The organism is Streptomyces sp. NPDC001508 (assembly GCF_040298665.1).
Lineage (GTDB): Bacteria > Actinomycetota > Actinomycetes > Streptomycetales > Streptomycetaceae > Streptomyces.
Genome location: NZ_JBEPAP010000031.1, coordinates 21,050 through 46,989 on the forward strand (window position 1 = coordinate 21,050; position 25,940 = coordinate 46,989).

At 71.0% G+C, this 25,940-nt stretch carries 23 protein-coding genes, 2 tRNA genes and 2 pseudogenes; 10 read left to right on the forward strand and 17 right to left on the reverse strand.

Features of this window, described 5'->3' with window-relative positions; translation table 11 throughout:
- Positions 1-122 precede the first annotated feature (122 nt).
- Positions 123-254, forward strand: a pseudogene (locus ABT245_RS25640) (fumarylacetoacetate hydrolase family protein); the annotation flags it as partial.
- A 65-nt stretch (positions 255-319) separates the two neighbouring features.
- Here ABT245_RS25640 and ABT245_RS25645 read toward each other — a convergent pair.
- The 3 genes from ABT245_RS25645 to ABT245_RS25655 form a co-directional block, all read right to left on the reverse strand.
- On the reverse strand, positions 320-1,195 hold the full coding sequence (locus tag ABT245_RS25645) for an LLM class F420-dependent oxidoreductase (RefSeq protein ID WP_351737378.1): 876 nt from the start codon (positions 1,193-1,195) through the stop codon (positions 320-322).
- Between the two features lie 91 nt (positions 1,196-1,286).
- Positions 1,287-1,790 carry a heme-degrading domain-containing protein gene (locus tag ABT245_RS25650; RefSeq protein ID WP_351737380.1) on the reverse strand — a complete coding sequence of 168 codons (504 nt, stop codon included), beginning with the start codon at positions 1,788-1,790 and terminating at the stop codon, positions 1,287-1,289.
- Positions 1,787-2,866 (reverse strand): Gfo/Idh/MocA family oxidoreductase, encoded by a 1,080-nt coding sequence (locus ABT245_RS25655; protein WP_351737382.1) that lies wholly within the window; start codon positions 2,864-2,866, stop codon positions 1,787-1,789. The genes ABT245_RS25650 and ABT245_RS25655 overlap by 4 nt, the downstream gene beginning before the upstream one ends.
- A gap of 1,358 nt (positions 2,867-4,224) precedes the next feature.
- Between ABT245_RS25655 and ABT245_RS25660 the strand changes: the two genes are divergently transcribed.
- From ABT245_RS25660 to ABT245_RS25680, 5 genes are all read left to right on the forward strand, one after another.
- On the forward strand, positions 4,225-5,004 hold the full coding sequence (locus ABT245_RS25660; RefSeq protein WP_351737384.1) for an HAD-IIA family hydrolase: 780 nt from the start codon (positions 4,225-4,227) through the stop codon (positions 5,002-5,004).
- A 91-nt stretch (positions 5,005-5,095) separates the two neighbouring features.
- Positions 5,096-5,722, forward strand: a complete 627-nt coding sequence (locus ABT245_RS25665; RefSeq protein ID WP_351737386.1) for a hypothetical protein — start codon at positions 5,096-5,098, stop codon at positions 5,720-5,722.
- Between the two features lie 11 nt (positions 5,723-5,733).
- Positions 5,734-6,450: a sortase domain-containing protein gene (locus ABT245_RS25670; RefSeq protein ID WP_351737388.1), complete on the forward strand. Its 717-nt coding sequence runs from the start codon at positions 5,734-5,736 to the stop codon at positions 6,448-6,450.
- Between the two features lie 140 nt (positions 6,451-6,590).
- Entirely contained in the window at positions 6,591-7,622 is a 1,032-nt protein-coding gene (locus tag ABT245_RS25675) for a glycoside hydrolase family 6 protein (RefSeq protein ID WP_351737390.1), read from the forward strand.
- A 247-nt stretch (positions 7,623-7,869) separates the two neighbouring features.
- The gene (locus ABT245_RS25680) at positions 7,870-9,054 is read left to right on the forward strand and encodes a helix-turn-helix domain-containing protein (protein WP_351737392.1); all 1,185 of its coding nucleotides are present in this window, start codon (positions 7,870-7,872) and stop codon (positions 9,052-9,054) included.
- A gap of 315 nt (positions 9,055-9,369) precedes the next feature.
- Here the strand turns inward: ABT245_RS25680 and glxA are convergent, their stop codons facing one another.
- From glxA to ABT245_RS25700, 4 genes are all read right to left on the reverse strand, one after another.
- Positions 9,370-11,307: a radical copper oxidase GlxA gene (glxA, locus tag ABT245_RS25685; RefSeq protein ID WP_351737394.1), complete on the reverse strand. Its 1,938-nt coding sequence runs from the start codon at positions 11,305-11,307 to the stop codon at positions 9,370-9,372.
- On the reverse strand, positions 11,304-13,310 hold the full coding sequence (locus ABT245_RS25690; RefSeq protein WP_351737396.1) for a glycosyltransferase family 2 protein: 2,007 nt from the start codon (positions 13,308-13,310) through the stop codon (positions 11,304-11,306). Before ABT245_RS25690 ends, glxA begins: the two co-directional genes overlap by 4 nt.
- A 319-nt stretch (positions 13,311-13,629) precedes the next feature.
- Entirely contained in the window at positions 13,630-14,352 is a 723-nt protein-coding gene (locus ABT245_RS25695; RefSeq protein WP_351737398.1) for a FadR/GntR family transcriptional regulator, read from the reverse strand.
- A 65-nt stretch (positions 14,353-14,417) separates the two neighbouring features.
- Positions 14,418-14,491, reverse strand: a tRNA-Lys gene (locus tag ABT245_RS25700).
- A 185-nt stretch (positions 14,492-14,676) separates the two neighbouring features.
- Between ABT245_RS25700 and ABT245_RS25705 the strand changes: the two genes are divergently transcribed.
- The 3 genes and pseudogenes from ABT245_RS25705 to ABT245_RS25715 form a co-directional block, all read left to right on the forward strand.
- Entirely contained in the window at positions 14,677-15,978 is a 1,302-nt protein-coding gene (locus ABT245_RS25705; protein ID WP_351737400.1) for a peptidoglycan-binding protein, read from the forward strand.
- A gap of 121 nt (positions 15,979-16,099) precedes the next feature.
- A complete protein-coding gene (locus ABT245_RS25710; RefSeq protein ID WP_351737402.1) occupies positions 16,100-17,221 on the forward strand; it encodes an SPFH domain-containing protein in 1,122 nt (373 codons plus the stop codon).
- Positions 17,222-17,268: 47 nt separating this feature from the next.
- Positions 17,269-17,466 (forward strand): annotated as a pseudogene (locus tag ABT245_RS25715) (chitin-binding protein); the annotation flags it as partial.
- A gap of 91 nt (positions 17,467-17,557) precedes the next feature.
- Here the strand turns inward: ABT245_RS25715 and ABT245_RS25720 are convergent.
- The 8 genes from ABT245_RS25720 to ehuB form a co-directional block, all read right to left on the reverse strand.
- The gene (locus ABT245_RS25720) at positions 17,558-17,794 is read right to left on the reverse strand and encodes a hypothetical protein (RefSeq protein ID WP_351737404.1); all 237 of its coding nucleotides are present in this window, start codon (positions 17,792-17,794) and stop codon (positions 17,558-17,560) included.
- A 344-nt stretch (positions 17,795-18,138) separates the two neighbouring features.
- Entirely contained in the window at positions 18,139-18,705 is a 567-nt protein-coding gene (locus ABT245_RS25725; RefSeq protein WP_351737406.1) for an aldo-keto reductase family protein, read from the reverse strand.
- Between the two features lie 105 nt (positions 18,706-18,810).
- Positions 18,811-18,884 (reverse strand) — tRNA-Lys (locus ABT245_RS25730).
- A 116-nt stretch (positions 18,885-19,000) separates the two neighbouring features.
- Complete coding sequence (locus tag ABT245_RS25735) at positions 19,001-19,759, reverse strand: IclR family transcriptional regulator (protein ID WP_351737408.1); 759 nt, start codon at positions 19,757-19,759, stop codon at positions 19,001-19,003.
- Positions 19,760-19,986: 227 nt separating this feature from the next.
- Positions 19,987-20,706, reverse strand: a complete 720-nt coding sequence (ehuA, locus tag ABT245_RS25740; RefSeq protein ID WP_351737498.1) for an ectoine/hydroxyectoine ABC transporter ATP-binding protein EhuA — start codon at positions 20,704-20,706, stop codon at positions 19,987-19,989.
- Positions 20,707-20,758: 52 nt separating this feature from the next.
- Complete coding sequence (ehuD, locus tag ABT245_RS25745) at positions 20,759-21,409, reverse strand: ectoine/hydroxyectoine ABC transporter permease subunit EhuD (protein WP_351737410.1); 651 nt, start codon at positions 21,407-21,409, stop codon at positions 20,759-20,761.
- Entirely contained in the window at positions 21,406-22,134 is a 729-nt protein-coding gene (ehuC, locus tag ABT245_RS25750) for an ectoine/hydroxyectoine ABC transporter permease subunit EhuC (RefSeq protein ID WP_351737412.1), read from the reverse strand. Before ehuC ends, ehuD begins: the two co-directional genes overlap by 4 nt.
- The gene (ehuB, locus tag ABT245_RS25755) at positions 22,131-23,042 is read right to left on the reverse strand and encodes an ectoine/hydroxyectoine ABC transporter substrate-binding protein EhuB (protein ID WP_351737414.1); all 912 of its coding nucleotides are present in this window, start codon (positions 23,040-23,042) and stop codon (positions 22,131-22,133) included. Before ehuB ends, ehuC begins: the two co-directional genes overlap by 4 nt.
- Positions 23,043-23,089: 47 nt before the next feature.
- Between ehuB and ABT245_RS25760 the strand changes: the two genes are divergently transcribed.
- Positions 23,090-23,596 (forward strand): DUF3830 family protein, encoded by a 507-nt coding sequence (locus ABT245_RS25760; RefSeq protein ID WP_502982192.1) that lies wholly within the window; start codon positions 23,090-23,092, stop codon positions 23,594-23,596.
- Here ABT245_RS25760 and ABT245_RS25765 read toward each other — a convergent pair.
- Positions 23,577-24,956, reverse strand: coding sequence for an amidase (locus ABT245_RS25765; protein WP_351737418.1), 1,380 nt, complete (start codon positions 24,954-24,956; stop codon positions 23,577-23,579). The two genes, ABT245_RS25760 and ABT245_RS25765, sit on opposite strands and share 20 nt — an antisense overlap.
- 14 nt (positions 24,957-24,970) lie before the next feature.
- Complete coding sequence (locus ABT245_RS25770) at positions 24,971-25,924, reverse strand: D-2-hydroxyacid dehydrogenase (RefSeq protein WP_351737420.1); 954 nt, start codon at positions 25,922-25,924, stop codon at positions 24,971-24,973.
- Positions 25,925-25,940 lie beyond the last annotated feature (16 nt).

Consider the following 25,940-nt stretch of genomic DNA (forward strand, 5'->3'; position numbering starts at 1 on the left):
GGGTCCAGTATGTGAACCGGGTGTTGCGGACGGACGGCGGCCTTGGAGGATCGACCAGTCCTCCGATGGCCGCGCCCACCGGTCACGGGTGCCGGCGATCGAGGATCCTGGCGGGGTTCGCCGACGACCTCGACGGGACGCTGCTCGTCGACGAGGCCGCGCTCGGCCGGGTCCGGGCCGCCGCGGAGGGCGGCGACCTGCCCGTGCTGGACGCGGCCGGGCTGCGGATCGGGCCCCCACGGGGGGAAGCTGGCAGTTGTTCGGGTTCGGGTTGTGGGTGGTTGGGCGCTCGGTTCCTTGCGCCACCTTGGGGGTGCCGTTAGGTGCGTTGGTTGAGGAGGGCGGCCAGGGTGCGCCAGGAGGATCGGGGGAGGGCGTTGCGGGGGGTGGCGTCGATCACCTGGAGGGCGACATGGTCGGCGCCCGCCTCGTGGAAGGCGGTGATGCGCTCGCGGATCCGGGACTCGTCGCCCCAGGCGTACAGCGCGTCGATCAGCCGGTCGCTGCCGCCGTTGTGCAGGTCGTCCTCGGTGAAGCCGAGCCGCAGAAAGCTGTTGGTGTAGTTGGGCAGGGCGAGGTACATGGCGAGGCTGTCCCGGGCCAGGGCTCGGGCACGGTCCGGATCGGTCTCCAGGACGACCTTGAACTCCGGTGCCAGCAGGGCCTCTTCGCCCAGGATCTGGCGGGCCTGCGCGGTGTGCTCGGGGGTGACCAGATAGGGGATGGCGCCGGCCGCCCGAGCGCGGGACAGTTCCAGGGTCTTCGGGCCGAGCGCGGCCAGGACCCGGCGCCCGGCGGGCACCCCGGCCGCGTCCAGCGCGTCCAGATAGGCGACCAGGGCCGAGTACGGGCGGCGGTACTGCTCGGCGAGCTTGGCGTGGCTCACCCCGAGGCCGAGCAGAAAACGGCCCGGGTGCGCGGACTCCACCTCGGCGAAGCCCGCGGCGCTGGTGTCGGCGTCGTAGTCCCAGATGCTCTGGATGCTGGTGCCGACGGTGAGCCGGGAGGTGGCCGCAAGCAGCGGCAGGGCGTGCCGGGGGGCGCTGCTGCCGCCCAGCCAGACCGCGCCGAACCCGAGCTGTTCCAGTTCGGCGGCGGCCTCGGCGAGTTCGGCGCGCAGGCCCGGTTCCTCCGAGCGCAGTCCCAGGCTCCAGATGCCGTACCGGCCGACCTTTTCCTTCAGGGCGGTGCTCATGTTCCGTTCCCTCCGGGTGGGTGTCATTCCATGATCGCTGTCCGTTACGGCGATTCAACCGGAGGAAGCCTCGGGATAGTCCCGGGGCGCGCTAATGGCCCAGGAACCGCTCCAGCGCCTCCACCACCAGACGGTGGTCCTGGAGCTGTGGCAGGCCGGAGACGGTGACCGCGCCGATCACACCCACATCCGCGACCGTGATCGGGAACGAGCCGCCGTGCGCCGCGTACACATCGGGGTCGAGCCGGGAGGACTCCTCGAACGTCGTGCCCTTGGCCCTGAAGCGCGCGCCGACCAGATAGGAGGAGGCGCCGTAGCGTTCCACGACGCGGCGCTTGCGGGCGATCCACGCGTCGTTGTCGGGGGTGGCCCCGGACAGCGCCGCGTGGAAGAGCTGCTGGCCCGCGCGATGGATGTCGACGGCCACCGGGGCCTGCCGCTCCCGGGCCAGCTCCACCAGCAGCGAGCCGAGCGCCCAGGCGTCCTCGCAGCTGAACCGGCGGAACACCAGCCGACGTTCCTGCGCCTCCAACTCCTCGATGCTAGGGGTCAGTTCGGGTGTGGAACGCGGGGTGACGCGCGGGTGATGGCTCACAGCGTCACCGCCACGCCGTCGCGGGCGGAGCGACGTGCCGCCTCCAGTACGTCGAGGGCCTCGGCCGCCGCGTGCGCGGTGACCGGGTTGGGGCCGGCGCCGGTCAGGGCGTCGGCCACTGCGGCGTAGTACGCCGGGTAGTCGCCGGGCAGGGTGGGTACGGGGGTGCCGCCGCCGGTGAGCGGGGACTCGCCCGAACCGAGCCGGCCCCACAGGGATTCGGGTTCGGCGCCCCAGCCGGAGCCGGGCCGCCGCCCCTCGCGCAGGGCCGCCTCCTGCGGGTCGAGGCCGTACTTCACATAGCCGGCACGGGAGCCGAGCACCCGGAAGCGGGGCCCGAGTTGGGCGGTCGTCGCGGAGACATACAGATGGGAGCGGACGCCGCCGGCGTGCGTGAGCGCGATGAAGGTGTCGTCGTCGGTCTCGGCGCCCGGGCGGCGTACGTCCGACTCCGCGTACACCCGGGTGGCCGGGCCGAACAGGACCAGGGCCTGGTCGACGACATGGCTGCCGAGGTCGTAGAGCAGACCTCCGATCTCCGCCGGGTCGCCGGACTCGCGCCAGCCTCCCTTGAGCTGGGGGCGCCAGCGCTCGAAGCGTGACTCGAACCGCCACACGTCGCCCAGCGCGCCCTCGGCCAGCAGCTTGCGCAGGGTCAGGAAGTCGTTGTCCCAGCGGCGGTTCTGGTAGACCGACAGCAGCAGGCCGCGCTGCTCGGCGAGTACGGCCAGCTCGCGGGCCTCGGCGGCCGTCCCGGCGAGCGGCTTGTCCACCACGACCGGCAGGCCCGCCTTGAGGGCGGCGGTGGCCAGCGGGACGTGTGTCCTGTTCGGCGAGGCGATGACGATCAGGTCCAGCTCGTCCGGGCGGTCGAACAGCTCGTCGGGACGGGCGGCGAGCCGGACGTCCGGGAACGCGGCGCGGGCCTGCTCCTGCCGCTCGGGGTTCGCGGTGACCACCGTGTCGAGGGTGAGGCCCCCGGTGGCGGCGATCAGCGGGGCGTGGAAGACGGAGCCCGCCAGGCCGTAGCCGATCAGGCCCACGCGAAGGGGGGTGCCAGTCGTACCAGTTGTCATGCGTCCACTTTCGCAACCCTGTCACCAAAGTCCAACCTGCTGCTGGGCGGCCGGACCGTGGCGGCGGGCGCCGGGGGAGTTCGTACGGGGGTGGTGGCCGTCCTGGCGGAGCGGGCCCGGCGCGGCGCGAGGGGACGCCCGGCGACGCGACCCCGGTCCGGCTCGCGGCCGGCGGAAGCCGGGGGGTCGCGCGGGGGGCGGGGTCGCGGGGGGCGGGGTCGCGCGGGGCGCACCTGATGCCGGCGCCCCTGTTCGGACGCCGGGACGGCTGACGCCGGCCACCGCGCCGGCCGCCGGGCGGGGGCGGTGCCAGGGGGCGGGCGGGGGCGGTGCCAGGGGCCGGGTTCGGTGGTACGGCGCGGGGTTGGTGCGGCGTTACGGCCTGGTCGGGTCGGGCGCTACGGCCTGAGTGGGTCCGGCGCTACGGGCTGGGTGGGTCCGGCGCTACGGCCTGAGTGGGTCCGGCGCTACGGGCTGGGTGGGCGGTGTCGCCGGAGGCGGGGCCCTTGCCGGGCCGGGCGGGCGCTCGGCCCGGCACGAGTGTCGGTGCGGGGCGGTGCCGTCCCCGGTCGGCGGGTGTCCGGCAGGGCCCGCCGCCCCCAGGCGCACGCTGGCGCGCTGCCCCGCCCCGGGGAGCCGACCGCTGTCTCCCACTCCCCGCGTGCGCGGAGCTGGTCGAGGCAGGCGGAGGTGCCGTCCCATCACGGGCAGCCGACCCCCGCCTCCCAGCCCCGTCGTCTCCCAACCTCCGCACCCCGCACGCGCGGAACCAGGCTCGGTAGGGGCACGTGCCGTGTGGGCGGCGCCCGCGCCCGCTGCCCCGGCACACGCTGGCGCCTCGCCCCGCCCCGGGGCATCCGCCCCCGCCTCCCGACTCCGTCGTCTGCCCGCGCCCGGGATCCCGGGCGTGGAGCCGGTCTCGGCAGGGGTACGTGATGTCCGGGTGGCGCCCGCGTCTGCCGCCCCAGACACACGTGCCGTTACGCCGCCCCGCCCCGGGGCATCCGCCCCCCGCCTCCCGACTCCGTCGTCTGCCCACCCTCGGGATCCCGGGCGTGGAGCCGGTCTCGGCAGGGGTACGTGATGTCCGGGTGGCGCCCGCGTCTGCCGCCCCCAGGCGCACGCTGGCGCGCCGCCCGCCCCGGGCAGCCGCCCCCCGCCTCCCAGCCCCCGCACCCCCGCTCGCGGAGCCGGGCGAGGTCAGGGGCGCGCGTGCTCCGGGTTGTGGACGGTCACGATGTCGCCACGGTGGGCCGACCGCCCATCCCAGCCGGTTCGGGGCAGCCCTTACTCTTGGGGCGTCGGTACGCCGTGGTTCCGGCGCCCATGACCGTACGCATGCCAGGAGACCGAAGCACATGGCAGACCGCAAGCCCATCGAGTCCTGGCTCACCGACATGGACGGTGTACTGATCCACGAGGGCGTGCCGATCCCCGGCGCCGACGCCTTCCTGAAGAAGCTGTGTGAGTCCGCCCGCCCGTTCCTGGTCCTCACCAACAACTCCATGTACACCCCGCGCGACCTGCACGCCCGGCTCAGCCGCATGGGCCTGGACGTGCCGGTGGACAACATCTGGACCTCCGCGCTGGCCACCGCCAAGTTCCTCGACGACCAGCGCCCCGGCGGCAGCGCGTACGTCATCGGCGAGGCCGGACTGACCACCGCTCTGCACGACATCGGCTACATCCTCACCGACCACGAGCCCGACTACGTGGTGCTGGGCGAGACCCGTACGTACTCCTTCGAAGCGATGACGAAGGCGGTACGGCTGATCCTCGGCGGCGCCCGTTTCATCTGCACCAACCCGGACGAGACCGGCCCCTCCACCGAGGGCCCGCTGCCCGCCACCGGCGCCGTCGCCGCCCTGATCACCAAGGCCACCGGCCGCAAGCCGTACTTCGCGGGCAAGCCGAACCCGCTGATGATGCGCACCGGGCTGAACGCGATCGGCGCCCACTCGGAGACCAGCGCCATGATCGGCGACCGCATGGACACCGATGTGCTGGCCGGCATCGAGGCGGGCATGCAGACATACCTGGTGCTCACCGGCCTGACCCGGCCCGAGAACATCGAGGACTACCCGTACCGGCCGTCCCGGGTGGTGGACTCGATCGCGGACCTCGTCGACCGCATCTGAAACATTTGTGGCCCGAACGGCGCAGTCGGACGCCGTCGAAGATGCGGGACCACGGCCCACGGGGGACCCTCCAGGTACTGGAGGTTTCACGATGGGCTCACTACCCCTCACTCTCGGTACGGGGATCCTGGCCGCCGCGGCGCTCACACCGTCGGCGTACGCGGCGGACGGCGGCGGAGTCTCGGTGGCTCCGGCCGCCCCCGCCCCCGGCGCCGATGTGGACCTGCGGGTCACCGGATGTGACACGAGCACGGGCACCGCGGTCTCCGACGCGTTCCTCACGGACAGCACCCTCACCGGCCCGTCCGCCACCCTCATGGGCTCGTCCGGTACTCTCACCGGCTCGTCCGGCGTCCTCACCGGCCGGGCCCGGATCCGTCCGGCGGCCCCGGCGGGCCCCCACGACGTGCGGATCGCCTGCGGCGGTACGCGGATCACCGGCACGGTCACGGTCGCCGGGGACGGCTCCGGCACCGGGCTCCCGACCGACGACGCACGGCCCGGCGGCCCGCCCACAGCCCCGCCCTCCGCGCCGTCCGCCGCCCCGCCTTCCGCCCCGGTCGACGCGGCGGGTGGCGACACCGCCTACTTCGCCTCCGTCGCCGTACGCTCCGCAGGCCCCGGTCTGGTGCACGCGGTCATCGGTGTCATTCTGGTCGGCCTCGCCGCGGTCGTCGTCGGGCTGCGCAGCGCCCGCCGGGGCCGCGACAAGGACTGAGGGCGCCCGTCATGCGCCCTCCTGTGCGTCACGCCGGGGCCGGTCGGCTGGCCGCCGGCGTGTTCTGGGCGCTGCTGCTGCTCGGGCTGTGGCTGTGGGGCCGCGAGGCGGCCGAGGTGCCGCCGGGGGTGTTCGGTCCTGCCACGGGTGACATGGCCGCGGTGGGGCGCCCGGCCGGCCCCGAACTGCCCACGGCTGCCGAGCCGTTGGCGGACGCGCTGCCCCAGCGCCTGGAGATCCCCGGACTCGGGGTGCGGGCATCCGTCGTCGGCCGCGGCCAGGACGGCCAGGACGGCCAAGCCGGGCGGGTCGGCCGGGACGGGCAGGCCGGCCAGAACGGGCAGGACGCCGCCGGACCGCCGTCGGCCTCCCGGTCCGCAGCCGTGGACTGGTACGCCGCCGGGACCAAGCCGGGGTCGGCCGGGACCGCCGTCATGGTGGGCCGGGCGGACACCGGGACCCGGCCCGCCGTCCTCCGCCGGATCGGCGCCCTGCGGCCCGGCGAGACGGTACGGGTGGCCCGCGACGACGGCACGGTCGCCGAGTTCACCGTGGACGACGTACGCGAGCTGCCGCGCGACCGCTGCGACGCCGGGCGGGCCGCCGGGCCGCACGAGGCCGGCCGTGCCGAGCTACGGCTGATCACCTGCGGCGGCGCCGCCGAACGGGCGGGCGAGGGCGCCGCGAACGTGATGGTGTCGGCGTACCTGACGGGAACCGGCCGATGAGGCGCCGCGTAATGTCCCCCGCCGCCACCCGGCCCGGCCGGTCCTTCCGTAAGCTCGGCAGGGCCGTCGCGGCCTCGTGACCGGCACGGCGGGTATGCCAGGATTGAGCCTCGCAAGGAGTGCGCCCAGGGGGGAGTTGGATGTACGGCAGCAGGGGGGTCCCGGCTTCGGCACGGGCAAGGGCGTCCGCGGTGGTGCTGGGGGCGGCACTGCTGGTCACCGGATGCTCGTCGTCGGACAACGGGAAGAAGCCGGGCGACGCAGGCGCCCGGATCACCCAACAACCCAAGGACGCCGACCCGTTCTGGGTGAACCCGGACGGCACCGCGGCCCGCCAGGTCGCCGCCTACGAGAAGGACGGCAAGGACGCCGACGCCGACCAGATCAGAAAGATCGCCGAGCAGCCGACGGCGGAGTGGATCGGCACGGAGAACCCGGAACAGGAGGCGCGCGGTTTCACCGAGGCCGCCGCCGAGTCCGACCGTACGGCGCTGCTCGTCCTCTACAACATCCCGCACCGCGACTGCGGCCAGTACTCACAGGGCGGCGCCGCCGACGGTGACGCCTACCGCGCCTGGATCGACGGCGTCGCCCGGGGCATCGGCGACCGGGCGGCGACGGTGGTCCTGGAGCCGGACGCCGTGCTCCACCTGGTCAACGGCTGCACACCGGACGAGTTCCACGAGGAGCGCTACGACCTCCTCAAGGGCGCCATCGGCAAGCTGAAGTCCCTGAAGAACACGAAGGTGTACCTGGACGCGGGCAACGCCGGCTGGGGCCATCCCGACCAGATCTTCCAGCCCCTCCAGTGGGCCGGCATCGACCGGGCGGACGGCTTCGCCGTCAACGTCTCCAACTTCTACTCCACCGAGGACTCCCTCGCCTACGGCAAGCAACTGTCGGCGAAGGTCGGCGGCAAGCACTTCGTCATCGACACCAGCCGCAACGGCAATGGCCCCTACACGGGCGGCAGTCCGGACGAGCGCTGGTGCAACCCGCCGGGCCGGGCGCTGGGCGAGCCGCCGACGACGAAGACGGCTGACCCGCTGGCCGACGCCTACCTGTGGATCAAACGCCCCGGCGAATCCGACGGCGAATGCAAGGGCGGCCCCAAGGCAGGCAATTGGTGGCCCACCTACGCCCTGAAACTGGCAAAGGCGTCAACCTCATAGGGACACGAGGCCCTATCGATAAGCGACTCCACCGCGTGGGCCCACCCAGCCGAAGCGAACCACCAGCCACAAGGCGTCCGAGCCGGTGCGGCGAGCCCCTACGGCCGGGGGCGTGTCCACGCGCGGCATCACCGCACTTCACGCCCGGAGGAAACGGCCCCCGTCCAGGTGCGACGGGGGCCGATCTCAGTTCCCGGGCACGGGGCCAGGGGTACCGTTCTGGTGTCGATGCAGAACGGAGACCAGTATGCCCCTGCACACTGACGAGCACACAGGCGCACGCATCGCGCACACGCGCAAGGTCCGCCGGTTGACGCAACGCGAGTTGGCCGACCTGTCGCATGTCTCTTACAGCACCTTGACCAAGGTGGAGCAGGGCATCCTGCCCCCAAGTCCCTCGGTGATCGGCGCACTCGCCCGCGCCTTGTCCGTTGCGGTCACCGAATTGACCGGTCAGCCCTACCTCGAAGAACTGAGGCAGGACCAACTGGACGGCCTGATCAACCCGATTCGCGAAGCCCTGAACATCTATGACCTCGGCCCGGACCCGGACGTGATTCCGCGCCCCGTCGAGGAGTTGGAGGCGCACGCGGACAGGCTGTGCGCCATGGTCCGTGCGACGAACATCAAGCAGGTTGCCGCCGACCTGCCCGGCCTGATCCACGAGGCCACGACAACTGCGCACAGGGACCCGGCAGACCGCAGTTGGCGGTTGCTCGCGAGCACGTACCGGACCGCGTACGACGTGACGACGAAACTCGGGTTCCCCGACCTGTGCACAGTGGCGCTCGACCGTATGGACTGGGCAGCGCAGCGGGCCTCTGACCCCGTGCTGGGGGGGATGCGTCAGTACTTGCGGGCACTCGCTTATCTCCGGGCGAGCGATTACCGGACGGGCAAGCGGCTGGTCCGGTTGGGCATGGCCACCCTCGAGCAGGCAGAGCCGGGGCGCGTGACGGATGCCGTCACGGGACAGCTCTACCTCGGCGCCGCCGTGCTGGCTGGACGGGACAAGGACAAGGACGCGGCAGAAGGACACCTCAGCGAGGCAGAGCGCATCGCGGAGCGGACCGGTCCGGCCGAGAAGGTGCATTGGCTGTCCTTCGGACCGACCAACGTCGGCGTCCACCGGGTCAGCGTGCTGGCCGAACTGGACCTGTATCCGGAAGCCGTGCATTCCGCGCAGGAGATCACGATCCCGGACGGGTGGCCCCCGTCGCGACTCGCACACCATCACGCCGAGGTGGCGCGAGCGCAGATGTGGACGGGACGCACGGATGCGGCGTTCAAAAGCCTGTTGAGGGCACGCAAGCTGGCACCACAGCAGACGCGGTATCACCCCACGGTACGCGAGACATACGCCGGGCTGGAGGCAGCCAAGCGCAGGATGCCCGAGGCATTCATCAACTATGGTGCCTGGCTTCATATTTGACGTAGCGTCAATCTATGGCCGGAGCTATCAGCGATGACTGATAGTTCCGGCCTTCGTCTGTCGGCACGATGCCAGGGTCAGCAGACCCCCGCGACCGTGCGACCGGTCCGGGGGCGTGGCCACCAACCGGTAAGGGCTGACGACGTGCCCCATACAACCAGAATCCCCACGCTGAGCCGGCGAGCGGGGGATCAGCCGATGACCAAGGCGGACACCGACGCCGGGCAATGGGAATACATGACGTACGCGCCCAGGGGCGAAACGTGCTCAGCCGCAACGAACTCGCAGTCGTAAGGCGGCCGAGCCAGCGCAGCGTTACGGCACGTTCACCCACACCGCCTTCGACGGGGTCCCCTGGGCGTTGTCCACGAACAGCATGTACCACCCCGACTGCACCAGGGTCCGGCTCTTCGGTACGGTCACCGTGATCTTGTCCCCGGATGTGGTGAAGTCCAGCGCGATGGACCGCTGGTCGACGTCCGTGACATGCGTGGAGGCGCTGGGCCTGATCAGCCGGACCTTTTTGACCGTCGAGGCGTTCCGCGAGGTGAAGGTCCCCGAGGCGCCGCGGGCGATGGTCTGCGGTCCGCCGGACAGCGAGGGCCGTGAGTCCCGGTAGAGATACGGCGGGGTGTAGATCTCGATCCGCTGCTCGAACTTCCCCGGCTTGGTGTTCGCCTTGTCCGCGTACAGCGAGTCGGACCCGAAGAACATCACCCGCCCGTCGGGCAGCAGGATCGACCCGGAGTGGTAGTTGCGGCCCACCAGCGGGTCGGCCACCTGGGTGAAGCTGTTGCTGTCGGGGTGGTAGATCCGCGCCTGGTGGATGTTGGAGTCGCCGCGCCCGCGGTAGTCCTCCGAGCCGCCCGAGACCAGCACGGTGTCGTCGGGCAGGATCGAGGACTGCGGATAGCGGGTGCCCTTCTCCAGCGAGGGCCCGTCCACGAACTTCGGGTTCGTGGCCTTCAGGTCGATCAGCCGGGTCTTCTTGCTGGCCACCTTGGACTCGCCGACCCCGCCGCCGCCGATCACCAGGTACTTCTCGTCCTGGGCGGGCGGCAGCAGCACCGTGCCGGAGGTCTCCATCAGGTCCGCGTCGCTCAGCCCGGGCAGCTTGGTGAACTCATTGGTGTCCACGTCCCAGATGCCGGGGTCGCGGCCCACATTGTCGGGGCCGTAGCCCGCGTTGGACCCCGAGTAGAAGATCTTCCCGTTCTCCATCAGGAACAGGGCCGGGTAGGTGGGGAACTGCCGGATCTTCTGGGTGTACGTCCACTTCTTGGTCTTCGGGTCGAAGATCTCGTTCTTGCCCGGGACCAGCTGTCCGATGTCGTCGAGACCGGAGACGCTGAGGATCCGGCCGTCGCTCAGGGTGGTCAGCGTCGGGTACCAGCGGGCCTCGTTCATCGGGTCGACCTTGATGTACTTCTCGGCGACCGGGTCGAACTCGTAGGCGTCCCGGATCCCTTGGAAGTCCTTCTTGTCGAGGGCGAGCTTCTGCGCGATGCCGTAGGTGTTGCGTTCGTCGGCGCCGGTCAGCCCCTGGACGCGATAGTTGTCCTGGGTGCCGGTCTCGTACTGGGTGCCGCTCTGTCGCGCCTCGACGTAGATCCGGCCGAGCCCGGGGTCGTTGCGCAGGAAGGCGCCGGTCGTCTTGTCGAAGACCTTCTTCGCGCGCGGCACCAGGACGGGGTCCTTCGACACAAAGGTCTTGCCGTTCTCCTTGCCGGTGAACTTGGTGCCGGCGGGCAGCGTGATCGGCTTGTCCGGGTTCTCGTTGTGCACGACCATCAGGCCGCCGGCCTTGGTGACGTCGCCCTTGAGTTTCTCGTACCGCTTGGTGCCGCCGGCGATGAGGAGATTGCCGTTGGCCAGTTGGGTGTGGCCGGTGCAGAACAGGTCGTTGGGCGTGGGCACCTTCTTGATCGTGCCCTTGACCGGGTCCCAGATGCGGCTGTCGAACTTCTTCGCGTCGAAGTTCTCCTGGTCGTTGCCCGAGCCCGCTATCAGCAGCACCTTGCCGGTGTGCAGGAGCGCCGCGTGGATGGTGTGCTGGCGGTACTCCTTGGGGAACTCGATGATGTCCCACTTGCCGTTGGCGGCCTTGTACTCGGGTCTGTCGATCTTGTACTGGTGGTATTTCTCGGTTCCGAAGCGGTACAGCCACGGTCCGTTCATCCCGGCCAGCGCGAGTACCACCGCCGTGCCTATCGCGAGTCGACGAGCACGGCGGCGACCGGCACTGTCGTTCATTCCTTATGTCCCCCAAGTCCGCCCAGGGCGATTTGCATGGTCTGCTCGTTGGTCCCGTTCGAGGCGGCCCAGGTGGGCCGCTGCTGCGGGGCGTGCGGCGCGGGCGGCATCCCCGTCGCGTCCTGCGGTTCGTGGTCGGCCGCCGGGTCGGCCGCCGCGCCGGTCTGCGGGGCGACCGCAGGGTCGGTCTCCGGGCCGGCCGCGGGCCGCTTGCGTTCCTGCCGGAGCGTGTACCGCCAGGCGAAGATCGGCGCCGCGGTGATCAGCATGGCGAAGGCGGCCCAGGTGATCATCGCCGGGTGGGAGTGCCCGAAGACGAAGCCGGCGGTGAGCGATCCGCCGAAGACCAGGATGAAGAACCAGTGGATCCGGAACGTCCCGAACAGCGTGTCGGGGCTGGCCGATTCGCCCTTGGGCGTCACCACGAACTTGCTCTTGCGGCGCAGTACGGCGTCCATCAGCGAGCGGGCGTAGATCGGCGCGGACAGCGCGGACATCACCATGCCGGCGACTCCGCCGGAGCCCTCCGGCTCGTGCGGGGAGACGTTGTGCCGGCGGTTCCAGATGTACAGGCCGATCTGGAGCGCGGAGGCGTTGCCGTAGAGCATCAGCCACACCGTGGGGTCGATGTTCACACCCGAGGCGCCCAGACCCAGGAACAGCGCGCAACTCAGCGCTGCCAGAATCCAGTTGAGGGCGGACATCGGATAGAAGATGATCATCATGGTGTAGTTGAAGAGCTTGCCGGGCGGCAGGGAGAACAGGCCCTTCCAGTACTGCTTGAGGATCGTCTCGTAGGTGCCACGGGACCAGCGCAGCTGCTGGGTGAAGAAGTCGGTCCAGGCGTTCGGGCCCTCGCCGACCGCGAGCACGTCCGGCGTGTACACCGACCTCCACTTCCGGCCGGTGGCCGGGTTCTTGGCGCGGTGCATCTCGAACCCGGTGGCCATGTCCTCGGTGATCGAGTCGTACAGGCCGCCGATCTGCTTGATCGCCCTGATGCGCACGGCGTTCGACGTGCCCACGAACATCGGGGCGCCGTACCGGTTGCCGGCGCGCTGGATCAGCGCGTGGAAGAGGAACTGCTGCGACTCGGCGGCCTTGGTGACGAAGGTGTCGTAGTTGCCGTACACCTGCGGGCCGATGACGAAGCCGACGTCCGGGTCGCGGAAGTAACCCAGCATCCGCTCCAGGTAGTTGGGCAGCGGCACATGGTCGGTGTCGACCGAGGCGAAGAAGTCGTACTCGTCGCCGTGCGCCTCCAGCCAGGCGTTGTAGTTGCCGTGCTTGGTCTTGGCGCGGTGCGGGCCCTTGGGCTGGTTCCAGTGCTCGACGCCCTTGCGGGAGAAGTGGTGCACGCCGAGCCGGGCGCAGACCTCCTTGACCTCCGGGTCGTCACCCTCGTCGAGCAGCCAGACGTGCAGCAGGCCCCGGTGGCGCAGCCGGACGGCCGCCTCCAGGGTCTTGGTGACCATCTCCAGCGGTTCCTTGCCGGGCACGAAGGAGGTCAGGAAGGCGACTTTGGTGCCGGTCTCGGGAACCACCGGGACGGGGTCGCGGGCGACCAGCGTGGCGTGCGCGTTCGACAGCACGTTCATGCAGCGGAAGAACTCGATCAGGCCGATCGAGACCAGCATCACGATGTCGAGCGCGGGCAGGAAGTCGTAGGCGGGGTAGTCGCGTTCGGTCCAGTGCTCGGGTTGCAGCAGCCAGGCCAGCAGGACCAGCGAGAGCAGCGGGGCGGCGCCGAGCATGAGCGCGGCGCGTATGCGATGGGGCTCCTGCGAGAGCAGCGAGCGGTACTGCACCGTGTACGGCTTGCCGGGATCGGGCTGGGTGAGGGGGCCCGCCAGCCGGCTGTAGTGCTCGTAGTCGTATCTCGGCAGGTTCTTCTTGATCCGGCGGAATGTCCCCGTGTTGCCGGTGCGGTGTCCGGGTACCCGGAGCTGCGCTGTCTGTGACGGGTCGAGGTTCTGCCGGGCGCCCGTCGGCGTCGACGTCATGAGTCATCCCCCCACACGCGGAACCCGCGTGTCAGTCGGTTCGTTGCGCCCCTTCGGGTCCCCCTCGACCGTCATGGGCGCGTCAGTGGTGGGTCGCGGCCACAGCCCCCACGTCTCCCACACCTTATCGACATGGAACCGCGACCTTCCGGTTGCAGGGTGCCCCCCTCGGCATCCGCTCATGGACGGGTCCCCTCTCCCCGTCGCTTCGGCAACCGGTTCCCTTCCCCCCAAGTGCCGCGTATGGGCGGCAGCTTGAACAACCAGGTTTCTACGGTGCCGAGCATGATCGCAAGATGTGAAACGCTGTGTTTACCGGTCATACGTGCTCATCATGGGGTGTATGGGGATTTGGTGGATGCGTTGTGACGGCCGGGGACAGCCGGGCGCGGATGTGTCCGAAGTGGTCTCTTATGGCCTCCTCCGCGCGTATGGAGTCGCCGGACCGGACCGCGTCCAGGATCTCCCGGTGCCGGCGGCCGGTGACCCGTGGGTCCTGCGGCAGCTCCGCCAGATCCCGCCGTACGCGGTGGAAGGCGTCCCAGAACGCCTCCAGCACCTCGCTCAGCAGGGTGTTGTCCAGCCCCCGGTAGAGCATGGCGTGAAACGCCCGGTCGGTCTCGGCGAGGCCGGCTCCCTGCGCGGCCCGCTGTTCCATACGGTCGACGAGCGCCTCCAGTTCAACCAGGTCGGCCTCGGGGAGCCGCCCGGCCAGCCGGGAGACCAGCCCCGCCTCCATCGCCTCGCGCAGTTCGAGCAGCTGGAGCAGGGAGTCCTCGCCCCGGCGGTGCCCGGCGACCGTGCGGAAGGCAAGGCCCTCGACCATCGGGGCGAGGGACATCGGGCCGACGTAGGTGCCGAAGCCGTGCCGGATGTCCACGATGCCCACGGCCTGGAGCGCCTTCAGCGCCTCCCGCACCGAGTTCCGGCTCGCGCCGAGGAGCTTCATCAGCTCGGGCTCGGTCGGCAGCGGCGCCCCCGAGGGCAGTCGCCGGTCGACGATGAGCTTCTTGATCCGCTCTTGCAGGTCTCGGGCTGCCATGGCCAGAGCGTATCCGGCCAAACAAGCGACAGGCCCCTCGGTGTGCGAAGGGCCTGCCGTCATCGTGCGCCGCCAGGGACTCGAACCCCGGACCCGCTGATTAAGAGTCAGCTGCTCTAACCAACTGAGCTAGCGGCGCCTGCTGACGCGAGAACTCTACCCGACCTCGGGGTGTGGTTCTGACCGCCGACAGGCGGCGCCGGGGTGCCGGTCCGGGGCGCGTACATCATTCGGACCGTCAACATGCGCGCCGCGATGACAGTTGAGAAACTGACCAATGTGCACAGACGCGGACATTTCAACCCTGAATGTGAGGGGGAGCGCATGACGACTCCGGTTTTCGAGGAATTCGATCCCGTGAGCGAATGCGAGTGCCCCGGATGTGTCCACTGGCGGCGGGTGAGCCCGCGTACGCTGCCCGGTCGGTTTGGCGGGCACCCGGCCGCCCGGCGGGCCCTGGTCGTCGCCGCCGCCACGTCCGCCCTCGCCGCGGGCCACGCGGCGCCCGCCCTCGCCGCGCCGTCCGCTCCGCCCGCCCCGCACCGGCCGGGCCTTCCGGGGGACCCGGGGCCCGGCACCCCGCAGGGCGGCCAGGTCCCGCTGCACGGGCCGAGCGGCAAGCCCGCCGTCTCGGCCCAGTCACGCACGATCACCCGTACGGAGATCATCAACCGGGCCAAGACCTGGGTCGCCGCCCAGGTGCCGTACAGCACGAGCACGTACTGGTCGGACGGCTACCGCCAGGACTGCTCGGGCTTTGTCTCGATGGCCTGGCATCTGCCGGGCAACGAGTGGACGGGCAGCCTCGGCAAGTTCGGGGTGAAGATCAAGAAGGAGGAGCTGCAGCCCGGCGACATCCTGCTCTTCCACAACTCCGCCGACCCGCAGAAGGGCTCACATGTCGTCATCTTCGGCGGCTGGACGGACTACACGCACACCTACTACACGGCCTACGAGCAGACCCGCCCGCACACCCGCCGGATGGCCACCCCGTACTCCTACTGGAGTAATTCCGACAAATACATTCCCTACCGCTACAAGGGCCTCGCCGCCGGCACGGCGAGTGGCGGGGCGGCCACCACGGTCAGGGGCGGGTCGTTCCCGGGCGCGGCCTACTTCGGACCCGGCGCGAACAACAAGTACGTCACCCGGCTCGGCGAGATGCTGGTCGCCCGCGGCGGCCGGGCCTACTACACCAGGGGGCCGGGACCGCGCTGGGGCGAAGCGGACCGGCGGGCGACCCAGGCGTTCCAGAAGGCCCAGGGCTGGAGCGGCGCGGACGCGGACGGCGTACCCGGACCGCGCACCTGGGAACTGCTGGCGACCGGGAAGGGCAAGGACATCCGGGCCGCCAGGGGCGGCGCGCCCGTGCCCGCCTCGCACGGTGTGCCCGGCTACCCCGGCCGCGCCATGTTCCGGCCCGGCGCGGAGAACACCTACGTCACCCAGCTGGGGCGGCAGCTGGTCAAGAAGGGGTACGGCCGCTACTACACGACCGGGCCGGGACCGCGCTGGGGCGAAGCGGACCGGCGGGCCGTCGAGGCGTTCCAGCGCTCCCAGGGCTGGCGGGGCGGCGCGGCGGACGGCTACCCGGGGCCGGAGACCTGGCGGCGGCTGTTCGCCTAGCCCGCGCCCCTTTTCCTCGTTTTTCCTTGTTTTCCTGGTTTCTCTGGTTTTTCTGGTTTCTTTCTCATCTTCTCTGTCACTCACCTGTCATGACGCATCTGGCGCGGAGGCTGGAGCACGCATGAGCACGACGACGTCACACACGCCCGAGTCGGAGGGACCCGTCGAGGGGCCGTCCCGTCCGACCCGGCTGATCCACAACGAGTCGACCACCGAGATCCCCGTCCACCTGCTGTTCCGAGATGATCCCGCCCCGGTGTCGGTGCCGCTCAAACCGGCGGTGGTGGCCCGCCGGCGCGGCACCGGCGAGCAGCCCCGGCTCAGGCGGCAGGGGCCGGTGCCGGCCCGGAAGGTGCCCGAGGTCGATCCGCTGCTGGTCGAGCGGCCGGTCCGAACGCTGCCCGGGGCCGCGGGAGTGCTCGTCGGGCTGGCCGGGGCCGCCGGGTGCGTGGCCACCTCCTGGTGGGCGGGGGTGCTGCCGCGGCTCGCGGCGGACGCGCTGTGGCTGCCCGGGTACGCGGGCGCCGGTCTCGGCCCGGCCCAGTGGGCGGCGTACGCGGGGGCCGGGGCGCTCGGCGCGCTGGGCTTCGGCGGGCTCGCCCGGGGCGCGACCGGCCGGGCCTGGGTGCTCGGACTGTTCGGCCGCTACCGGGGCACCGTGCGGCGCACCGGCCTCATGTGGGTGAACCCGATGCTGCGGCGGCGCCGGGTCGATGTGCGGCTGCGGCACTGGCGCAGCAAGCCGATGTCGGCCGCCGACGGCAACGGGGTGGGGCTCAGGGTGGTGGTCCTTGTGGTGTGGCGGGTGCGGGACACCGCGCGGGCCGTGCTCGGCGTGGCGGACCACGAGAGGTATCTGCGGGAGTGCGTGGAGGCGGCGCTGGCCCGGGTGCCGGTGGGCATGCCGGGCGGGGCGCGGGGCGCCGCGGAGGCGGCGGGGGAGGCGCTGACCCGGCTGGTGGCGGCGGACGCGGCGGGCATCGGGCTTGAGGTGTTCTCGGTGCAGCCGGTCCGGGCCGAGTACGCGCCCGAGGTCGCCGCGGCCATGCACCGGCGCCGGATCGCCGTGCTGGACGCGCAGCAGCGCTCCTCCATGCTCACCTCGGTGGTGGACTCGGTGGAGGACACGGTGACCCGGCTGACCATGCGCGGTCTGGTCGAACTCGACGACTACGAACGCAAGGCGCTGGTGCGGGATCTGACGGTCGCCTTCTGCGCGGGCCGTACCGAGTCCGCTCCGTGATTGGTATGGATGTGGTCAACAGACGGCAATAATCCGAGACTTGGACTATACCTGGGTTGTCCGCCGCCGTTGGTCTGACCACCGCCGGAGCCTTCGCGCTCTCCTCCGGCGGGGCCGGCGGCCACGGCTACACGGACCAGCCCGTCAGCAGACAGAAGCTGTGCCAGAACGGAACGGTGGCCGACTGCGGTGACATCCGGTGTGAGCCGCAGAGCATCGAGGGCCCAAAGCGCTTCCCGGCCGCCCACTTCTCCGCGCCGGCGGGGGTGTGGCCGGCCGAGATGAGCCGGAGCACCAGGAGGGCAGGGCCGATGAACCCTGCCCCCGAGTAGGTCACTACGAAAGAGCTGCACCCGTCGGCGATGCCGTCGGCCGGATTCCCGTCAGCTCTTCGGCACGGTCGAGGAGGTAGGGGGCCAGTGCCGCGTACCAGCCACGGCCCACGGCCTGGAGCATCTCGGCGAGGGCGATCTCTTCGCCGATCAGGCCGACGGGGGTGTCGAGGACATGGGCGAACTCGGAGCGGATGCGGTCGGCGACGGCGGGGACGCGGAGGCCGTCCACGTAGAGCATCGCGGGGGTCGTAGCCGACGGGGACGGCGCCCCAGCGCTCCCAGTCCAGGATGACGATCAGCTCCGCTTCGAAGACGTACTCGCCGCCGTCCCAGCGGTACAGGTCGTGGAGGTGCGGGCGGGACACCTTGTCGGACACCCGTTCCTCGGCGAGGGCGATCCCCTCGTTCCGGGTGGCGGGGGTCTTGGCTGGCTCGCCGCAGTGGACGCGGAGCCAGTGGCCGCCCTCGGTGCGGCTGCCGATGGTACGGCCGAGCCATCCCCAGGCCGGCGCCCCCGCCGTCGTGGTGGACAGGCGTAAAGCGGCGTGGGCCAGGGCGTCCTCCATGCGTGCCCTGGTGGTCTCATCCTTGGGCGAGTACATCGGTGACCTTCCTGAGGCGGCCCGGGTCGAGCGGGGCGGCAATGGTGGCCTTTGCGACGGCCCAATGGGGAGCGGTACCAGCAGACAGCAGTACCACGTCCAGGCTCGGGCAGGAGGCCGCAACGAGGAGACAGGCGGTGCCCGGCGAGGCGCCCGGGCGGATGAACTCGGCGAGTCCGTACGTGACGAGGCCGGGCAGTTCGCCGCCGTGCAGAGGCGAGGAGCCGAAGGTGATCAGGCCCGCCGCACGGCCAGGACGAGGGGCCCCTGCCATCGAGGGCAAGGGCGATCGGCCTGCCATGACGAGGCTGACCGGCTGTTGGACGGCCCTCAGGTGATGCTCACCCGAACCAGCGACCTCGATGGCCAGGCCCAGGAGTTCGGACACGGAGAAGGCGTCGTGCTGGAACCCCGACCAGGTGGCCACGCCGCACCCGCCGACCCTGCCCGCGGCAGCGAACTCCTCCAGCACCGTGAACACCTCACGAAGTGCCGGATGAAGCTCCGTGCGGCAGAGACCGGCGTGCTCCGGGTTGTGGACGAACACGAGGTCGATCCGGCCGAGAGCGGCCAGGGATCCACCGGGCGTACCGGTGACTGACCGTGCAGGACGTCGAAGGGCCCCTCGTGTGGACGAGGGGCCCTTCATCAGTGCGCCGCCAGGGACTCGAACCCCGGACCCGCTGATTAAGAGTCAGCTGCTCTAACCAACTGAGCTAGCGGCGCATGACTCCCGCCGTCCGCGTCTCGCGATCGGCGACGAAGAAAATACTACCTGGTCCGCGGGGGTGCTCCGGACCACACCGGATCCGGTGCCGGCGGTGTGGCCGGCGCCACCGGTGCTAGATCGCCAGCGACAGCAGCACCGGTGCCGCGTTGCGGTTCAGGGCGTCCGCGGCCTGCCGCAGCCGGTAGGCGTGCGTCACCGGCAGCGACAGCGCCAGACAGCCCACCGAGGAACCCGCCGTGATCGGCACCGCCGCGCACACCGTGCCGACCGCGTACTCCTGTAGGTCGAGCACGGGCACCGTCGGCGGCTGGGACTCCAGGCGGGACAGCAGCAGCCGGTCGCTGGTGATGGTGCGCGAGGTGAGGCGGGCCATCTTGTGCCGGGAGAGGTGATCGCGGCGGGCGTTGTGGTCGAGCTGGGTCAGCAGGCTCTTGCCGACCGCCGTGGCGTGCGCGCAGGAGCGGAAGTCGACCCACTCGTTGACCGCGGGCGTGGCCGGGCTGTCGGCGTACTGGGTGACCTTCACCTCACCGTCGACGTACCGGCTCAGATAGACGGCCGCGCCGACCGAGTCCCGCAGCCGGACCAGGGTGAGCTGGAGCTTGTCGCGCAGCGCCCGCTCCCGGTGCTGCGCGGAGCCGAGGCGGCTCAGCGCAGCACCGGTCACATAGGCGCCGTCGGTGACCTGCTCGACGTATCCCTCGCGGCGCAGCATCCGCAGCAGCGCGGTCAGCCGCTCGGGGCCGAGGCAGGTCCGGCGGGCCAGCTCGGTGTCGGTGATGCCCGCGGTGTGCCGTGCCACCGTCTCCAGGACGCGCAGGGCGTCCTGGGCGGAGTGGTACGGGGCGGTCGGCTCGTGCATCAGCGCCACGGTGGTCCCCCCTGCGCTTGCTGTCTGGGCCGCGAATCCGGACGGCGGATCGTTTCCACGATAACGGTCAGGTCTCCGCTGGGAAGGGGGCGTTGACGAGATCACGATGCCCGTAAGCTGCGGCATCGGCATGCTGGCATATGCCTATGACATGCCCCAGCGGGTGACCTGCCGTGTTGGCACCCTCACCCGCTGCAATTGCACCGCCACGGCGAGCAAAAACTCGGTCACAGGACGGCGCCCAGGAACTCCCGGGTGCGCTCCTGCTCCGGATCGCTGAAGATCCGCTCCGGTGACCCCGCCTCGATGACCCGGCCGCCGTCGAACATCAGGACCTGGTCGGAGATGTCCCGGGCGAAGTTCATCTCGTGGGTCACGCACAGCATCGTGATGTCCGTGCTGCGGGCGATGTCCCGCAGCAGGTCCAGGACGCCCGCGACCAGCTCGGGGTCGAGCGCGGAGGTCACCTCGTCCAGCAGCAGCACCTGCGGCCGCATGGCCAGCGCCCGCGCGATCGCCACCCGCTGCTGCTGACCCCCGGACAGCTGGGCGGGGCGCATGTCGCACTTGTCGCTGAGGCCGACCAGCTCCAGCAGTTCCCGGGCGCGCGCCTCCGCCTCGTCCTTGTCCAGGCCGAGCACGGTGACCGGGGCCTCGGTGATGTTCCGCAGCACCGTCATGTTCGGGAACAGGTTGAACTGCTGGAACACCATCCCGATCTTCTTGCGGACCTCGCGGACCTCCTTCTCGGAGGCCGGGAACAGCGGCTGCCCGTCCACCGTGATGGTGCCCTCGTCCGGCTTGGCCAGCGTCATCAGCAGCCGCAGGATCGTCGTCTTGCCGGAACCGGACGGGCCGATCAGCGTGACATGCCGGCCCGCCTGCACGGACAGGTCGAGCCCGTCGAGGACGGTGTGGTCGCCGAACCGCTTGGTCACCCCCCGCATGCGGATCAGCCCGGTCGGAGGGTCCTCGGCGGCGGTCGGCTGCTTACGGGTCTCAACGGACAAGGCGACGCTCCAGGGTGCGCAGAAGGAGGGAGGCGAGATAGGAGATGACGATGAAGGCCACGCCGATCACCGTCACCGGCTCGGTGAACTGGAAGTGCTGCTGGGAGAAGAGCCGCGCCCGGCCCAGCATCTCCAGGACGGTGATCGTCATCAGGATGGGCGTGTCCTTGAGCATCGAGATGACGTAGTTGCCGAGCGGCGGCACCACCCGGCGGACCGCCTGCGGCAGGATCACCGCCGTCCAGGTCCTGCGCACCGACAGGCTCAGCGCCGTCGCGGCCTCCCACTGGCCGACGGGCACCGCCTCGATACCGGCCCGGTAGACCTGCATCGTGTACGTCGAGTAGTGCAGCCCGATCGCGAAGACACCGGTGGTCAGCGCGGAGAAGGTCAGGCCCCACTCGGGCAGCACGTAGAAGAGGAAGAACAACTGCACCAGCAGCGGCGTGTTGCGGACGAACTCCGTCACCACCCCGACCGGCCAGCGCACCCACCGGGTCGGCGTCCGCATCAGCAGCGCCCACACCAGGCCCAGGCTGAACGAGAGCAGCGAGCCGAGCGCCAGCGCCTGCAACGTGACCAGCAGACCGTCCCAGAAGTGCGGCATGAAGTCGCCGACGGCGTTCCAGTCCCAGGTCATGCCGCACCACCGCCCGCGGCGCCCACGCCGGTCGTCTGGGCGCGCTTGACCTCACGCGCCGTCCGTTCCGTGCCGGGGTCCTTGCCGAGACCGGCCTTCAGCCGTTTCTCCAGCGCCCGCATCAGCCGGGTGATCACGAAGGCGATCACAAAGTAGATCAGCAGGACGTAGGTGTAGACCTCCGCGCTCTGCTGGAGCGCCAGCCGCACCAGGTTGGCGCTGAACGCCAGATCGCCCATGCCCATGATGGACACCAGCGCGGTGCCCTTGAGCAGTTCGACCACCAGATTGCAGAAGGAGGGGATCATCTCCGGCACCGCCTGCGGCAGCAGGATCAGCCGCAGCCGCTGAAAGGGCGTGAAGCCGAGGGCGATGCCGCCCTCCTTCTGCGCCGCCTCGACCGCGTTCAGCGCCCCGCGCACGACCTCCGAGCCGTATGCGCCGTAGGTCAGCCCGAGCGCCAGCGTGCCCGCCCACAGCGGTACCAGCTGCCAGCCGAAGGCGATCGGCAGCACGAAGAACACCCAGAAGATCATGACGAGCGCCGAGGTGCCGCGGAACACCTCGGTGTAGAAACCGGCGACGAAACGGACGATGCGCAGCCGGTGGGTGCGCGCGATGCCGACGACGAAGGAGACCGCCGCGGCCAGCAGCGCGCTGAGGACCAGAAGCTGGATCGTGGTCCAGACTCCCTTGAGTACGAGTTCCCAGAGGCCGGCTGTCATCCGCCGCACAGCTCCTTCGCGGTGAGGTCGGTCATCTCGGCCTGTGTGAAGCCGAACGGCCGCAGGATGCGGAACAGCTCACCGCTCTTCTTCATCTTGTGCAGCTCGGTGTTGAAGGCGTCCCGCAGCTTCCTCTCTGTGGGCCGGAAGGCGAACGCGCCGCCGTCCACGTGCGGTTTGCCGTCGACGAGCGGGGCGAAGGCCGTGGTGGCCTCCGCCTTGGCGGACTTCCGCACCACCTGATGGGTGGTCAGCGCGGTGCCCGCGAACACGTCGACGCGTCCGACCTCGACCGCGTTCAGCCCGGCCACCTGGTCCGGGACGATCAGAATGTCGCTCTCCTTGTAGCCGGCCTCGACCGCGTACTGGATCTGGGCGTATCCGGTCCCGGTGGCGAACTTGGCCTTCTTCGCGACGACGTCCTTGTAGTCGTGCAGCCCTTTCGGATTGCCCTTGCGGACGATGAAGGCGTCGGGCATCTGGAAGTCGGGGTCGGCGAAGATCACCTGTTCACAACGGTCGGGGCTCACGGACATCCCGGCGGCCACGACATCGAACTGCTGCGAGTTCAGTCCGGGGATCAGCGATCCGAACTCGGTCGGCACCGGCTGCACGTCGTCCACGCCGAGCCGTTTGAAGATGACCTTCGCCAACTCCGGTGCCTCACCGGTCAGCCGGCCGTCCTTGCCGATGTAGCCGAAGGGTATTTCACCGGCGATGCCGAGCCGGACGACACCCTGCGCCCGCAGCCGGTCCAGCAGGTCGCCGCCGTTCGCCGCGGACGTCGTGGCGACGCGTGAGCAGCCCGCCGCGCCCAGCGCGCCGAGGGCCGCCACGCCCGCGAGCACCGCCCGCCGGCTGCGTCTGTGCCCGGTTGTGTGTACGCCGTTCCCAAGTGGTGGAGCCATGGCCGCGCGGCTACCCGGGACCACACGACTTATGCACCATGGATTCCATGACGGATTCCACGACCGCCCGATTCCTCGAAGTCTCGCTGGCCGAGCGGGACGTCCGGTGCACGGCCCGGCTTCTGGACGACCGTGCCCCCCTCACCTGCGCCGCGGTCTGGGACGCCCTGCCGCTGTCCGGTGACGTCTACCACGCCAAGTACGCCCGCAACGAGATCTACGCCCTCTTCCCTCCCTTCGCGGCATCCGAACCGCCCCTGGAGAATCCGACGGTCGCCCCGATCCCCGGCGACCTCTGCTATTTCTCCTTCGCCGGCGCGGAACTGGGCACGCGCGCCTACGGCTACGACCGCGAGGTCCGCCCCGGGACCACCCTGGTCGACCTGGCCCTGTTCTACGAGCGCAACAACCTGCTGCTCAACGGCGACGTGGGCTGGGTGCCCGGCATCGTCTGGGGCCAGATCGTCGACGGACTCGACCGGATGGCCGAGGCGTGCAACGACCTGTGGCGGTCCGGGGCGGCGGGGGAGACGCTCAGCTTCCGCCGCGCGTGAGCCCGGCCGTGTACAGCGTGTGGGCGGCACGCAGCACCAGATCGTCCCGGTGCCGGGCCGCGACCAGCTGGAGACCGATCGGCAGCCCCGCCTCGTCCGCCCCGACGGGAACGCTCGCGGCCGGCTGCTGGGTGAGGTTGAACGGGTAGGTGAACGGCGTCCACCCCGTCCAGCGCCGGTGGCCCGAACCCTTCGGCGCCTCCGCGCCCGCCTCGAACGCCGTGATCGGCACGGTCGGCGTGACCAGCAGGTCGTATGTCTCATGGAAGCGGCCCATGCGCCGGCCGAGGTCCATGCGCACGTCCACCGCGGCCAGGTAGTCCAGCGCCGAGAGCCGGGCGCCCGCCCCGCAGATCTCGCGCAGCCCGGGGTCGAGCAGCGCCCGCCGGTCCGGCGGCAGCCCCTGCACGACCCGGGCGGCGCCGCTGAACCACAGGGTGTGGAAGGCGCCCACCGGGTCCGCGAGGTCGGGGTCGGTCTCCTCGACGTACGCGCCCGAATCCGCGAGCCCGGCCACCGCACGCCGCACCGCCGCCGCGACCGCCGGACGCACCGCCACCTGACCGCCCAGCGACGGCGAGTACGCCACCCGCAGCCCGCGCACGCCCGAGCCGAGGGCCGCCACGAACGAGCCGGGCGCCGCGGGCAGCGCCGACCAGTCCCGGGCATCGGGCCGGCCGATGACGTCCAGCAGCAGCGCCGCGTCCCGGGTCATCGGGCCCACATGGGACAGCGTTCCGAAGGCGCTCGGCGGATACAGCGGCACCCTGCCGTACGTCGGCTTCAGCCCGAAGATCCCGCAGAACGCGGCCGGGATGCGCACACTGCCCCCGCCGTCCGTGCCCAGCGACAACGGGCCCGCGCCCAGCGCCACCGCCGCCGCGCTGCCGCCGCTCGAGCCGCCCGCGGTACGGGCGGGGTCGTGCGGATTGCGGGTCACCCCGGTCAGCGGAGAATCGGTGACACCCTTCCAGCCGTACTCGGGTGTCGTCGTCTTGCCGATGAAGACCGCGCCCTGCTCACGCAGCCGGGCCACCGACGGCGCGTCCTCGGCCCACACGCCGTCCGCCGATACGGTCCTCGAACCCCGCAGGGTCGGATGGCCGCGCAGCAGCAGGATGTCCTTGACCGTCACCGGCACGCCGTCCACCAGCCCCGCCGGCTCCCCGCGCCGCCACCGCCCGGCCGACTCCCGGGCCCGTTCCAGCGCATCCTCCGAAAGGAGCCGGGCGAAGGCGTTCACCTCCGGCTGGATCCGCGCCGCCCGCTCCAGGGCGGCGGTGGTGGCCTCCACGGGGCTGAACTCGCCCCTGCGGTAGCCGTCGAGAAGTTGTACGGCGGTCAGGTCGGTCAGCTCCATGCACCCTCCCGGGGTCAGTGGCCCGGCACGTATCCGCGCTTCTTGTCGACCACGTTCACCAGCGCTCTTCCCGCCGCCCACCGCTCGTACAACTCCACGAACTGGGAGCCGAGTTCATCCCGCCAGCCGACCGTGTCACCGCTCATGTGCGGGGAGACGATCAGCCCCGGCAGCCGCCACAGCGGGCTGTCCGGGGCCAGCGGCTCGGTGGCGAACACGTCCAGGGCCGCGCCCGCGATCCAGCGCTTGGACAGCGCCTCGACGAGCGCGTCCTCGACGACCAACTGCCCGCGGCCGACGTTGATGAAGTGCGCCGAGGGCTGCATCACACCGAAGCGGCGGGCGTCGAACATGCCGTGCGTCTGCTCGGTCAGCGGCGCCGCCGCGATCACCCAGTCCGCCCGCGCGATCAGCCGGTCCAGGTCGTCGGGGCCGTATATGCCGGTACGCGGGACACGGCCGACGACCGCGGGCGTCACTTCCAGCGCCTTGAGCGTGCGGGCGACGGCCCGGCCGATCGGCCCGGAGCCGACCACGCACGCGCGCGTACCGGCCAGCCGCCGGGCCTCGCGGTGCCGCCAGGTCCGCTGCCGCTGGAGGTCCAGGGTGCGCGGGAGATCCTTGGCGATGGCCAGCACGAGCGCGGCCACATACTCGGCGATGGGCCCGTCGAAGACCCCGCGCGCGTTGGTCACCACGGTGTCCGAATCGGCCAGCTCCGGGCACATCAGATGGTCGACGCCCGCGCTCGCCGTGTGCACCCAGCGGGGGCGCGGACCGCCGCCCGGCCAGGCATCGCGGACCGCGCGCGAGGCGAAGTCCCACACCAGCAGGACGTCCGCCGTCGGCAGCAGCCCGGCCAGCGTGCGTGCGTCGGCGTGCACGACGCGGGCACGGCCGGTGAGCCGGCCGAGGCGGGGGAGCGGGTCGGTATCGAGCACGAGGAGCGTCGGTACGGACGTCGACAAACCGTTCCTCCGGGGT